This window comes from Streptomyces luteolus (assembly GCF_029968015.1).
In the GTDB taxonomy this organism is placed as follows: Bacteria; Actinomycetota; Actinomycetes; order Streptomycetales; family Streptomycetaceae; genus Streptomyces; species Streptomyces luteolus.
In genome coordinates this window covers 76,392-89,150 of record NZ_JASCIS010000023.1, presented here as the reverse complement: position 1 = coordinate 89,150, position 12,759 = coordinate 76,392, and the positions used below count along the sequence as shown (strand labels likewise).

The 12,759-nt window shown below is 71.8% G+C and carries 13 protein-coding genes; 3 read left to right on the top strand and 10 right to left on the bottom strand.

The window, feature by feature from the left end; genetic code table 11:
* Positions 1-169: 169 nt before the first annotated feature.
* The 3 genes from QIT00_RS22705 to QIT00_RS22695 form a co-directional block, all read right to left on the bottom strand.
* On the bottom strand, positions 170-934 hold the full coding sequence (locus QIT00_RS22705) for a GntR family transcriptional regulator (protein ID WP_282537193.1): 765 nt from the start codon (positions 932-934) through the stop codon (positions 170-172).
* 27 nt (positions 935-961) lie between these two features.
* A complete protein-coding gene (locus QIT00_RS22700; RefSeq protein ID WP_282537192.1) occupies positions 962-1,870 on the bottom strand; it encodes a hypothetical protein in 909 nt (302 codons plus the stop codon).
* A gap of 141 nt (positions 1,871-2,011) precedes the next feature.
* A complete protein-coding gene (locus tag QIT00_RS22695) occupies positions 2,012-3,145 on the bottom strand; it encodes an ROK family transcriptional regulator (RefSeq protein WP_282537191.1) in 1,134 nt (377 codons plus the stop codon).
* Between the two features lie 55 nt (positions 3,146-3,200).
* On the opposite strand from QIT00_RS22695, the gene QIT00_RS22690 reads away from it, so the two are divergent.
* On the top strand, positions 3,201-4,319 hold the full coding sequence (locus tag QIT00_RS22690; protein WP_282537190.1) for a Gfo/Idh/MocA family oxidoreductase: 1,119 nt from the start codon (positions 3,201-3,203) through the stop codon (positions 4,317-4,319).
* Positions 4,320-4,322: 3 nt separating this feature from the next.
* On the opposite strand, the gene QIT00_RS22685 is transcribed toward QIT00_RS22690, so the two are convergent.
* From QIT00_RS22685 to QIT00_RS22655, 7 genes are all read right to left on the bottom strand, one after another.
* Positions 4,323-4,880 (bottom strand): Uma2 family endonuclease, encoded by a 558-nt coding sequence (locus QIT00_RS22685; RefSeq protein ID WP_282537189.1) that lies wholly within the window; start codon positions 4,878-4,880, stop codon positions 4,323-4,325.
* A 24-nt stretch (positions 4,881-4,904) separates the two neighbouring features.
* Positions 4,905-5,762 carry a fumarylacetoacetate hydrolase family protein gene (locus QIT00_RS22680; protein WP_282537188.1) on the bottom strand — a complete coding sequence of 286 codons (858 nt, stop codon included), beginning with the start codon at positions 5,760-5,762 and terminating at the stop codon, positions 4,905-4,907.
* Between the two features lie 165 nt (positions 5,763-5,927).
* The gene (locus QIT00_RS22675) at positions 5,928-6,695 is read right to left on the bottom strand and encodes a YidC/Oxa1 family membrane protein insertase (protein WP_282537187.1); all 768 of its coding nucleotides are present in this window, start codon (positions 6,693-6,695) and stop codon (positions 5,928-5,930) included.
* A 147-nt stretch (positions 6,696-6,842) separates the two neighbouring features.
* Entirely contained in the window at positions 6,843-7,160 is a 318-nt protein-coding gene (locus tag QIT00_RS22670) for a DUF6412 domain-containing protein (RefSeq protein WP_282537186.1), read from the bottom strand.
* A gap of 47 nt (positions 7,161-7,207) precedes the next feature.
* Positions 7,208-8,686, bottom strand: a complete 1,479-nt coding sequence (locus QIT00_RS22665; RefSeq protein ID WP_282537229.1) for a sodium:solute symporter family protein — start codon at positions 8,684-8,686, stop codon at positions 7,208-7,210.
* Positions 8,687-8,724: 38 nt separating this feature from the next.
* On the bottom strand, positions 8,725-8,934 hold the full coding sequence (locus QIT00_RS22660; RefSeq protein WP_408909829.1) for a DUF3311 domain-containing protein: 210 nt from the start codon (positions 8,932-8,934) through the stop codon (positions 8,725-8,727).
* Between the two features lie 160 nt (positions 8,935-9,094).
* Entirely contained in the window at positions 9,095-9,856 is a 762-nt protein-coding gene (locus tag QIT00_RS22655; RefSeq protein WP_408909828.1) for a class E sortase, read from the bottom strand.
* 147 nt (positions 9,857-10,003) lie between these two features.
* On the opposite strand from QIT00_RS22655, the gene QIT00_RS22650 reads away from it, so the two are divergent.
* Positions 10,004-10,987: a tetratricopeptide repeat protein gene (locus QIT00_RS22650; RefSeq protein WP_282537185.1), complete on the top strand. Its 984-nt coding sequence runs from the start codon at positions 10,004-10,006 to the stop codon at positions 10,985-10,987.
* Positions 10,988-11,157: 170 nt separating this feature from the next.
* The gene (locus QIT00_RS22645) at positions 11,158-12,408 is read left to right on the top strand and encodes a helix-turn-helix domain-containing protein (protein WP_282537184.1); all 1,251 of its coding nucleotides are present in this window, start codon (positions 11,158-11,160) and stop codon (positions 12,406-12,408) included.
* Positions 12,409-12,759: the final 351 nt, after the last annotated feature.

Below are 12,759 nucleotides of genomic sequence, written 5' to 3'. Positions count from 1 at the left end.
CCTGGTGAGCGGTGTCGCGTTCCGGACGGTCGAGCGACGGGAAGGTGAACGAGCACCCAAACTTGGCCTAGACCCGTTATCTTCTCGTTATCAAAACTGCGGGTCGGGAAGCCCGGAATGCCCGAACAACCCGTTGCGCCACGGCAGTTCGGACGGTGGCGGTCGCGTGTCAGTTACGGGCGGCCAGCTGCGTGGTGAAGCTGAAGCGATCCCCGCGGAACAACGTCCGTACGCGTTCCAGACGCCGCCCCTCGATGTCCCGCGAGACCCGGTGGATGAGCAGCATGGGCAGCGCGGGCGGCGTGCCGATGAGCAGCGCCTCGCGCGGGGTGGCGAGCACGGTCTCGATCCGCTCGTCGGCGGCGCCGAAGCCGATGCCCAACGCCTCGTGCAGATACGCGTAGAAGGACGAGTCGGGGTCGAAGTCCACGTCGAGCCGCGGCACCCGCGCCACCGACACGTACGTGCTCTCCAGGCCCACCCGCTCGTCATCGGCGAGCAGTACGCGCTCCAGGTGCCAGACGGGCTCGCCGCGCTCGGCCTCGATCTCGTCGGCGAGGGCGTCCGGGCACGGGAAGCGGTCGAGCGAGATCAGCGTCCGCCCCGGTGTGCGGCCCTGCCGCCGTACGCCTTCGGTGTAGCTGGCGAGGGCGAGCGGCTGCTCCAGCTTGGGCCCGGCGACCACGGTGCCGCGGCCGGCCCGCCGCAGCCGCCCTTCGAGCAGCAGCTCCCGCAGCGCCTGCCGCACGGTCTCGCGCGCGACGCCGTACAGCGCGGTCAGCTCCCGCTCGGTGGGCAGGAGGCCGCCCTCCCCCAACTCGTCGAGCAGGGACGCTATCTGCGTCTTCACCGCGTAGTACTTGGGAATCCGTCCGTGCTCCGGAACGCCCGCCTTGACGGGGGCACCGGGCCGCTGCTCGCTGGGGTAGTCCACGGAGGAACTCTAGGCAAGGGGTGCGGGTCAGCCGCGCGCCGCACGCCCCCGGAGTCTCCGCGCGCCCAGAACCAGGGCGGCACCCCCGACCACCAGCACTCCCGCGGCGACCCCGTACACCACAGTCCCCCACCCCTGCCGCGCCCCCGTCTCGGCCAGCTCGGAGGGCCACCGCGCCCCACCGTCCGACGCGCGCTCGGCCCCGACCGTGAACAGGTACGCGCCGGACTGCCCGACCCAGTCCCCGTCGGCGTCGCGGCGCTGGACCACGGCGACCTGCGCGGTGACCTCGTTCTCCCCCGCGTCGGCGGTGAACGCGAGGCGCACCGGGACGGTGAGGGAGGCGCCGGGGGCGAGCGAGAAGCCGGCGAAGCGGTGGTCGCCGCGCTGCTCGCCGCCGCCGTCGAAGACGCCCACGTTCTCGTCCTGCTCGGTCCGCTCGAAGCGGACGTCGTGCCAGTGACCGTCCGGGTCGCGGAACTCCAGGCGCAGCTGCGCGGGCCGCAGGGTGCGTTCGCGGTCGAGCAGGACGACGACCGGGTGGATCGCGCCGCAAGTCCGCTCCGATTCGTTGACGAGGTCGAGCTCGAAGCCCCGCGGCCCGTCGCCTGGGTGGAACCGGTCGGGCCCGCCGTGCAGGCGGCTCGTCACCGGGAACTCCGCGCTGTCCTCGTCGTCGCAGGTCATCCCGCGGGCCACGGCCACGGTGGACCTGGCCGTCTCGGCCCGCTCGTACGCGGCAGCGGGTGCGGGGGCGGGTGCGGCCACCGAGACGACCGCGAGGGCGGCGGCCGTGGCGCCGGGAGCGAGAGCGCTGCGCAGGCAGGTGAGTCGCGTGAACCGGGTGAACCCTGTGAACCCTGTGAACCGTGTGAACCCTGTGAACGGTGTGAACCCTGTGAACGGCGTGCGTCGCGTCAGTCGCACGAGTCGCATGCGGAGACCCCTTGCTGATCGCGGAGGCGGACCCCCAGACGCTGCCACGCGCGCGCGAGGGGGCCGCACCGCCACGACGCGGTACGGCTGATCGGCGTCCCGATCCCCCTCCGTCGGCGCACGCCGCCTTGCCGGACCCGGTCAACTCCCCGCGCGGCCGAACAGCGGGGCAAGGAGCAGTTGCGCGGCGCCCTCGGCCACCGTGCGGTCGCCGCCGGCCGCCCGGACCGGGACCGGCGGCCCGCCCGCACGCCGGGCGCGCTGCCCGAGCACGGCGGCGACTCCGCGTACGTACCGCTCGGGGTCCTTGTCGATCGTGCGGCCGCCGAGGAGGACGAGGTCGACGTCGAGGAGGCCCACCAGGTTCGCCGCGCCCTCGCCGAGGACACGGGCGGCCTCGTCCGGGGCGTGTGCGGCGACGGCGGCGAGGCAGAGCGCCTCGACGCAGCCCCGGTTGCCGCAGCCGCAGCGCGGGCCGTCCAACTGCACGACCTGGTGGCCGAATTCACCCGCGCCGGTCCGCGCCCCGCGATGCAGCGCACCTCCGAGTACGAGCCCGGCGCCGAGCCCCGTACCGAGGTGCAGATACGCGAACGAGCCGTGCGCGGAACCGGTGGCCCCGGCGAGGGCGAGGCCGAGGGCGGCGGCGTTGGTGTCCTTGTCGACGACGACGGGCAGCCCGAGCCGGCGGGCGAGCGTGTCGCGCAGCGGGAAGCCGTCCCACTCGGGGAAGCCGGTGAGGCGGTGCAGGACGCCGGTGGCATGGTCGAGCGGCCCCGGCAGGGCGACCCCGACCCCGATCGGCGCGGCCCCGCACGCTTCGAGCAGCGCCGAGACCTCCCGTACGGCGGTGTCCACCACCGCTTCGGCGCCGGACGCGAAGGCCAGGGGGGCGCGGCGCTCGGCGAGCGGGGTGCCTGCGAGGTCGACGGCGACGGCGGTCAGCGCGTCCCGGTCGAGGTGCAGCCCGACGGCGCTGCCGGCGCCGGGCACGAGCCGCAGAACGGTCCGCGGCTTGCCGCCGGTCGACGCCCGCCGCCCGGCCTCGGCCGCGAGCCCCTCCCCGCGAAGCCGCGCGGTGATCTTGCTGACGGCCTGCGGCGTGAGCCCGGTCCGCTCGGCCAGCTCAAGCCGGCTGATCCCCCCGCCCCCGGCCGTCCGCAGCAGGTCGAGGACACGTGCGGCGTTGCGCGTACGGAGGGCGGGGAGGTCTGCCGCGGGGCGCGGCGGGACGGGGGCGTCGGGCGGCGAGGAGGTTGGGTCGGTACGGCTCACAGGGCCATTCTCCGCCCCGCTTGCACTTTGGCAACACCGTTGCTTAAGTGGTCGTATGACCTCCCAGGACTCCTCCCAGGGCTCCCCGACGCCCTCGGCCGCGGCTCCTCTGTGTGTCGGCCTCGTGGGATACGGACTTGCGGGTTCCGTCTTCCACGCCCCGCTGATCGCCGCCACCGAGGGCCTCGCGCTCGACACCGTCGTCACGTCGAACCCCGAGCGCCAGGAGCAGGCCCGCGCCGAGTTCGGGCCCGGACTGCGCTGCGCGGCCTCGGCGGACGAGCTGTGGGAGCGGGCCGACGAGCTCGACCTGATCGTCGTCGCGTCGCCGAACAAGACCCACGTACCGATCGCGACCGCCGCCCTCAAGGCGGGCCTGCCGGTCGTCGTCGACAAGCCGCTCGCGGGCACCGCGGCCGAGGCCCGAGCACTCGCCGACCTCGCGGACGAGCGCGGCCTGCTGCTCTCCGTCTTCCAGAACCGCCGCTGGGACAACGACTTCCGCACCCTGCGCAAGCTGCTCACCGAGGGCGAACTCGGCGACGTCCAGCGGTTCGAGTCCCGCTTCGAGCGCTGGCGCCCGCAGCCCAAGGGCGGCTGGCGCGAGTCCGGCGCCCCCGAGGAGATCGGCGGGCTCCTCTACGACCTGGGCAGCCACGTCGTCGACCAGGCCCTGATGCTGTTCGGCCCGGCGGCCTCGGTGTACGCGGAGTCGGATGTACGCCGCCCCGGGGCCGAGGCCGACGACGACACGTTCCTCGCGATCACGCACACGAACGGCGTCCGCTCGCACCTCTACGTCTCCGCCACGACCGCCCAACTCGGCCCGCGCTTCAGGGTGTTGGGCTCCCGCGCCGGGTACGTGAAGTACGGCCTCGACCCCCAGGAGGCGGCGCTGCGCGAGGGGCTGCGGCCCGGCGGCGAGGAGCCGTGGGGCGTGGAGGGCGAGTCGATGTGGGGCCGCGTGGGCTCCGGGGAGTCCCCGCTGACCGGCGGCGGCCGCCCCGAGCCGACCCTGCCGGGCGACTACCCCGCGTACTACGCCGCGATCGCCGCCGCCCTGACCGAGGGCGCCCCGAACCCGGTCACGGCCCACGAGGCGGCGGACGCGCTGGACGTTCTGGAGGCGGCGCGGAGGTCGGCCCGGGAGGGTGTGACGGTCCAGCTGAGCTGAGCGTCAGGCCAGCTCGGTGGTGTCGAGGTCGAAGTCGAAGGGCTCGGGCAGGGCGAGCTTCGCGCCGAAGACAGCCTCTGACCTGAGCCGGTACCGGCCGCCCTCGGGGTCCCAGTGCACGACGACCTCGCCGCGGTGGCGGTCGACCAGGAGGTAGACCGGCAGCCCGGCCTGGGCGTAGGCGTCGCGCTTGTCGGTGCGGTCGACCTCGGCGTCCTGCTCGCGTCCGGACGTCACCTCGACGACGAGGAGCACCCCCGAGGGGTCGGACCAGGACGGCTGCCCCCGGAAGTAGCCCAGGGGGGCAACCGCACCGTCCACGCGGGCCCGGCCTGTCCGGCGAGCGGGCACGGCCAGACCTCGCGCCTGGTACGTGTGCAGTCCGGGGTGGCGCGCCCGCACTTGGTCCGCGACAGACCTGACGTTCTCGTCATGGTCACCGTCCGGAGCCGGAGTAATGAGCAGCCGCCCGTCGATCAGCTCGACGTGCAGACCCTCCGGCACAGCAGCGTCCATCACGTCGAACTCATCGAGCGTCACTTCGGCCTGCGGAACGGTCATGGCACCCCCTTCGGGGCACCCAGCCTACGCGTCAGCCAACTCCTGCCGCTGCCGCCCGAGCCCCTCGATCTCCAGCTCGACCACATCCCCCGACCGCAGATACGGCTTAGGCTCCGCCGCCCCCATCGCGACGCCCGCAGGCGTACCCGTGTTGATCACGTCACCCGGGTACAGGGTCATGAACTGGCTGACGTACCGCACCACTTCGCCCACCGGGAAGATCTGGTCGGCCGTCGTGCCGTCCTGCTTCAGTTCGCCGTTGACCCAGAGCCTGAGGGAGAGCGCCTGCGGCTCTGCCACCTCGTCGGCGGTGACGAGCCACGGGCCGAGCGGGTTGAACGTCTCGCAGTTCTTGCCCTTGTCCCACGTGCCGCCGCGCTCGATCTGGAACTCGCGCTCGGACACGTCGTTCGCCACCGCGTACCCCGCGACGTGCGTCAGGGCCTCCTCCGCGGTGTCGACGTACCGCGCGGTCCTGCCGATGACGACGGCCAGCTCGACCTCCCAGTCGGTCTTCTCCGACTTGCGCGGTACGAGCACGGTGTCGTTCGGGCCGACCACCGTGTCCGCCGCCTTGAAGAAGACGATCGGCTCCTCGGGGATCGCGGCGCCGGTCTCGCGCGCGTGATCGTGGTAGTTCAGCCCGATGCACACGACCTTGCCGATCCGTCCTAGCGGCGCCCCGACGCGCAGCCCCTCGGCGTCGAGCGCGGGCAGCGTGCCGGCGGCGGCCGCGTCCCGGACCCGGGCCAGCGCCGCCTCGTCGGCGAGCAGGGCTCCGTCCACGTCGGTGACGAGGCCGGACAGGTCACGCAGGACGCCGCCCTCATCGAGCAGCGCCGGGCGCTCCGCGCCGACCGTTCCGACTCGCAGCAGCTTCATCTTCACACTCCCCTGGTCCACTTGGTGGTCCACTTGGTGGGCGCCGATGGGGTGCGGCCATCGGAAGCTTGGCCGATCCTCCAAGGTCTGCGTCCAGTCCGCAATACCGCGTTCACATGACGGACCGGTAACCACGCTCACAGGACAGTCCGGCACCCCAAACCCCTACATCGCGGGCGCGACCGCCCCCGCCCCGCCCGGCACGTCCCGGTACAGCCAGGCCCGCTCCACCGCACTCCACGTCGTGGACGTGACCACGTACAGCGCGGCGGCGAGCGGCACGACCGCCACGGTCACCAGCGTCATGAACGACATCAGCGGCATGAACTTCACCATCACCCCCATACCGGGCACGCTCTGCCCCTCGCCGCCCGGCGCGGGCAGCGGGTTGGCCGCCATCTGCTGCTTCGTACGCCGGTAGTTGAAGGTCGCCACGGCCGCGACGAGGGCGAACAGCGCGACGTACACGAGACCGGCCGGTCCGAACGCGCCGCCGTCCGCGAGCGCGTCGTGCCAGCGGCCGTCGAGCGGCGCGGCCAGCAGGCTGTGGCCGAGCAGGGCGTTGGGCTCGCCGCCGAGCTCGGCGGTGGAGAACAGGTGGTACATCAGGAAGAACGCGGGCAGCTGCAGCAGGCTCGGCAGGCAGCCGGAGAGCGGCGACACCTGCTCCTTGGCGTGCAGCTCCATGATCGCCTTCTGCATGCGCTCCGGGTTCTTGGCGTGCTTCTTGCGCAGCTCGGCCACCTGCGGAGCGAGCTTGGCCCGCGCCTTCTGCCCGCGCGCCGCCGCCCGCGACAGCGGATGGACGGCGAGGCGTACGGCCATGGTGAACAAGACGATCGCCGCCGCCGTCGCGGAGGCGTGGAACAGGGGCTGGAGCAGGTCGGCGAGGCGCGCGACCAGGTCGGCGAAGCCGCTGAAGAGGTCGGACATGGGTGGGGAGCCCTCCGGGGGTCTCGTCGTGCCGGAAAGTCGTGCCGGAAACCGGAAAACCGGTCAGGAAAGGTCGGCATGACGGCCCACGAGAGGGACCTTGAACTAGAGGGGGGACCTTGAACTACGGGTGTTCCCCTTGTTCCCCTACGCGGCCGTCGGGACGAGGCGTCCCGGGGCTCGGGGGCGGGTGCGCCCGGAGGCGTCGGGGTCACGCTGCGGCAGGAACGCGGTTCTCTGCTCCCGGTCACGGATCGCCGTACGCACCCGGGCGGGCGCCACGGCGGGCGCGACCCGCGCCGACAGGACCGTGCACACGGCGAGCGCGGAGCCGGCCGCGGCGGAGGCGGCGAGCGCGACGGCGGCGGAGAGGCTGCCGGTGTCGACGAGCAGCACCTGCACGACGAGGACGAGCAGCGCGAGGAGCGTGCCTACGGGCCGCGAGGCCTTGAAGCCGTCGGTCACGGGGCGCGCTCCTCTCCGGTCGGATCCTCCGTCGATGCTACTGGTACTCACGCGCAACCGGCCCGGGAAGTTCCCGAGGTCACAACCGCCGTACCCGGATCCGAGGCCAGCACCTCCGCGTCCGCCCGCCCGTCCACGTCCGCCGGCCGCGCCCACGTCACCGCCAGGGCCACGCCGAGGTTCACGGCCAGGGCGACGAGCCCCGCGTTCACGCCGAACACCGGGTCGTTCCCGGTGAACACCAGCGCGCAGACGGCGCCCACGCCGACGGCGAGCCCGCTGACCGCACCGGCCAGGCTGAGCCGCCGCCACACCAGGCCGAGCAGCAGCATCGGAAGGAGCTGCGCCATCCCCTCGTAGGAGATGAGCGACAGCCGTACGAGGGTGTTGGGGGCCGCGTACGTGAGGATCAGCGCGAGGGTGCCCGCGATCACGACGACCGTCTGCGAGGCCGCCTTCTGCCGCGGCTGGCTGTGCAGACGCGGTACGAGCGACAGCACGCTGCGCCCCCACATCGTCCCGATGACCAGCATGAACACCGCCATCGGCACGATCGACGAGAGCGCCGCGGCGACCCCGATGACCCCGACCGCCCACGCGGGCAGCGCATCGGTGACCAGCTTGAAGAGGGCCAGGTTGGAGTCCGCCCCGGTCAGCCCCGGCACCACGAAGAGCGCCGCCATGCCGAGCAGCATCGGCACGAAGAGCAGGACGTTGTACGCGGGCAGCCAGATGGCGTTGCGGCGCAGCGCGTCGGCGTTCCGGGCGCCGAGGTAGCCCGCCACGGTCGTCGGGAAGATCACCACGGTGAGGGCGTTGAGCAGCGAGGTGCTCGCGAACCAGGCCGTGCCGTACCCGCTGTCCCCAGCGCCCGGCAGGGTCAGCCAGTCCGGCTTCTCGGCGACGACGCGGTCGAGGAACTCCCCGTATCCGCCGAAGTAGTGCAGCGGGACGTAGATCGCGAGGAAGCCGAGGGTCGCGATCACGAGCACGTCCTTGAGCACCGACACCCAGGCGCTGCCGCGCAGGCCGCTGACCACGACGAAGCCGGTGGTGACGGCGAAGGCCAGGAAGTAGGCCCAGTTCAGGCTGATCGAGCCGTACGAGATCGTGGAGACCACGACGCCCATGCCGGTGATCTGCAGCTGGATGTACGGCAGCAGGAACACCGTCGCGAGCACGGCGACGACCGCGCCGAGCCAGGGCCTGCCGTACCGGTGGGCGATCATGTCGGTGATCCCGACGAGCCCGTGCTCACGCGCGTACGCCCACAGCATCGGGCCGACGACATAGCCGACGGCGTATCCGCAGGACATGTACGCGACGACGTAGAGCACCGGCGCCCCGAAGTTGTAGCCCCAGCCCGCCGCGCCGAGATAGCTGAAGCTGGTGTAGCTCTCGCCGGCCATCAGCACCCAGATGAAGACGGCCCCGAGGCTGCGCCCGCCCACGGACCACTCGGCGAGCCCGCCCTGCCCGCCGCGCCCGCGCACGGCGAGCAGCCCGAGCGCCACGGTCAGCACCATGAAGACGGCGAAGATGGAGGTGGCGACGGCCCCGGCGCTCACCGCCCCGCCCTTGCCTTGAGGTCGCCACGCCAGGTGAGGTAGGCGGCGACGGGGGTGAGCACGGTCGCGGCCAGCATCCACGCGAAGAAGAACGGCAGCCCGAGCACGACCGGCTCGACGCGGTTCACGAACGGCAGCGCGCCGATGTAGAGCACGAACGGCACGAGGAGCCAGAGCAGATGGGGGCGGCGCGGACGTCTGATCACGGCCATCGAGCCTAGCTCGTGGGCTTCACCGGGCTCGTACGGAGGTGAGGCTTTACCCGGCGGCTCGTACGGAGGTGAGCTTCACCAGGCTCGTACGGACGTGGGCTTCACCCGGCTCGCACGGACGTGAGCCTCACCCGTCTTCCCACGGACGTGAGCCTCACCCGGCTTGCACGGACTTCAGCTTCCCCCACACCACGAGCCGGTACTTGGAGCTGAACTCGGGCGTACAGGTGGTCAGGGTGATGTAGTACCCGCGCTCCTCGTACCCGGCCCCCGCCCGCACCGCGCTGCGCGGCACCGGGTCGATGACGCCGCCGTCGCCCGGCAGGGTCTGCGGAAGGGTGCGGTCCACTTCGTAGGTGTAGGCCGCTCGGGCCGTCTTCACCTCGATCCGGTCGCCGGGCCGCAGCCGGTTCACGTACCGGAACGGCTCGCCATGCGTGTTCCGGTGCCCGGCCACGGCGAAGTTCCCGGGCCGCCCCGGCTGAGCGGTCCGCGGGTAGTGCCCCACGTACCCCTTGTCGAGCACGCCCGCCTTGCCGACCCCCTCCGCGACGGGCACGCGCACGCCGAGCCGCGGGATGGAGAGGACGGCGTACGCCTGGTCCCAGCGGGGCGGGGAGGGCTTGCGGGGGGCGGGGCGGTCGTCGGCGGGGGCGTTCCCGGGTCCGGTGGGCGTGGGCTCGACGGTCCCGGTCTCCTCCTGCGGGCGGGCAGGCCGCCCCCACTCCTCCTCCAGGGCCTCGACCTTCTCCTCGGCGGCGTCGCGGGCCTGCCGATTGGTCCACCACAGCTGATGTACGACGAGCAGCAGGAGCACAAGACCCACGGTCACGGCGATCTCGCCCCCGCACCAGGCGGCCCGCGCGAGCCCCGACCGCCGGGCCCCCTGCACGACCACCGGAACCCGCTCCCGCACGGCGCCTCCTCCCCGGCCTCGTCCCCGGAGGGCCGGAGGATAAGCCGTACGCCCGCAACTCACCAGAGCCACACCGGCACAGCGCCTCTCCCGACGGAACCGAAACGGCCCTCCACCGATCCCGGACACGGCAGTACGGTGTCCCCCATGCGCCCCGAAACGGATCACACCGCCGAAGCCGAACGCCTGCTGCGTACTGCGGCGCAGTACCCGGAGGACGCCGAACAGCTGCTCCTGCACGCCGCCGCGCACCTGGAGCTGTCCGGCGAACGCGAGCGGGCCACGACCCTCTACGACGACCTGCTCGCCGGCACGCCCAGGCACCCGTCCCTGATCCGCGCCCTGAAGGCGTCGAACCTCTGGGAGTACGGGCACGAGGCGGAGGCCCGCGCGATCATCGACGGCATCCGCACGACGGCCCCGCGCGAGGCGTCCCCCTGGGTGATCGCCGCGGAGGCCCTCGAATCCCACGACGAACTCCAGCAGGCGCACGAGGTGTTCACCAAGGCGGTCACCCTCCTCATCTCCCCCACGGGCCCGACCCCGCCGGACGCGCTGCCGCTCCTCCTGGGCCGCCACCGCGTCCGCCGCCTCCTGGCCCTGGAACACGACACGTGGGACATCAGGGCCGACGAGTCCAGCACGGCCACGGTCCCCCTCGACGAGCTGCACGACCCGAAGCGCCTCTGGTCCCTCGGCTCCGAGGACCCCACGGAACTCCGCGCCGAGATCGCCCGCCTCCGCGCCGAGCTGGGCACGTACCGCGCGGCCCTCTCCCGCCCGTTCCCGGTGGCGGTCCTGCACTGGCCGAACACGGAACTGACCGAACTCCTCACGGCGTACCCCTCGCTGACCTCGGAGTACCCCTCCCACGAGGACCACCTGACGACCATAGAGTCCTCCCTCCGCGAACTCGCCGCCTCCGGCACCCCCAACCTCGGCATCGTCACAGCCACGGTCCCCTCCTACGAGGCCTTCGCCGCCTCGGAGGCATCCTCACCGGAGGACACCTCCCTGCTCCCGCAGTACGCGACGACGCTGGCCGCACGGGGACGGGCTGTGGAGTGGCCGCCTGAGGGGGGGTGTTGGTGTGGGTCGGGGGTTTCGTACTCGATGTGTCATGGAGCTTGAGGGTGGCCCCCTCACCCGTACCATCGCCCGAACTCCTGGGGCGCGCAGCGAAGTTCAGCGCTGCAGAGCACTGAACCTCGTACACCCGGGCACTCCCCTCAAGCGATCACCGGGCACGGACCGATCCCCGTACCCTGTCGATGACGAGCTGCATAGAGAGGGGCAAGTCCGTGTCTTCAGACGCCACCCCCGACCCGTTCCTGGAGCCGGTCGCATTCGGTCAGCGCATGCAGATTCTGCGAACCCGTCGCGGGATGAGCCGGTCCGTTTTGGCCGGTCTAGTAGGGAAATCTCCGAGCTGGGTCAAGCAAGTTGAGGGCGGACGGCTCCAGATGCCGAAGCTCCCCGCGGTGTTGCGTATCGCGGAAGCCCTGCGCGTACGTGAGCTCGCGGAGCTGACCGGCGACCAGTCCCTGGCCGTTGACTTGTTCGTCGGCCCTGGACACGCCCGCCTCCCCCAAGTCCGCGACGCCATCAACACCTACCCCATGGCTTCTCGGCGTGAGGCGCCACCCCGTGCTCACCTTCGCGAGCGGCTCTCCCGCGCGTGGGGTGCTCGGCATTCCTCTCCACACCATCGTGACGTCATCGGAGCTCTGCTGCCGGACCTGATCCATGACGCGCAACAAGCTGCGTGGCAGGCCGATTCGGCGGGCAACCGCCGAGCAGCCCAGAGCCTGCTGGCAGAGGTCTACAGCCTGAGCCAGTTCTTCCTCGCCTACCAGCCCGACTCATCGCTGCTGTGGCGCGTCGTCGAGCGCAGCCTGATCGCCGCGCAGGAATCCGAAGACCCGCACGCTCTGGGAGTTGCGGCCTGGTTGGCAACCCAGGCTCACCGCGATAGCGGGCACGCGCATTTCGACGCTGCAGACGCAGTGAACCTTGAGACTCTGCGCTACCTCGAGCCGCTGCTCCCGGAAGCCACCCCTGACGTACTCGCGATTGCGGGCGCCCTGCAATTCGAGGCCGGATACACCGCCGCGCGTCGAGGCGATACGGGTACGGCTTGGCGCTACTGGGACACGGCACGGGCGGTGGCCGACCGGCTGCCTGCCGACTACTTCCACCCCGTCACGTCGTTCTCGAGGGCCGTCATGGGGGCGCATGCCGTAACGGTCGCAGTTGAGTTGCACGCGGGTGGGGAAAGTGTCCGGCAGGCTGCGGCAGCGGACACGACAACGATCCCTTCCCGCCCACGGCGGGCCCGGCACCGTATCGAGGAAGCGCGCGGCTACCAACTAGACGGTCAGGCCGAGGCAGCGCTCGCGGCCCTCGATAAGGCCTTTGAAGCAGCACCCGAGACGATTCGTTACAACGGCTATGCCCGCCGCATCGTCCTGGAAGAGGCTGACTCGAAGAGTCCGGCACAGCGGCGGAGGGCCAGCGAACTGGCCGTAAAAATCGGCCTCTTGGCGGCCTGAACGCGAGGGGCACAAACTGTGCCCCTTCTCCTTTCTCAGCGCCTCTACGGTCAGTCCGTACGCGACTACCGAAGACCCCCGCGACCGTGCGACCGGTCCGGGGGCATGGCCAACCTGAGAAAGCAGGTCGACATGGCGCACTGTATCGCTCGGATCTTCGAAGTAGTGCTGTGCTGGTTACTTCCGGCATCTGGCAGTCATCGAGCTACGCATGACGGACTCCCCTACGGCCCAACGCCCATCGGGCCTAGCTGCCCTCCGCTTCCCGTACCGGCCCTGTCAGGCGAGGCGATGGGGCTGGTCCGGCCTTACTACGTGGCCCACGAGGTAAGGCGGGAGGCGCAACTTCAA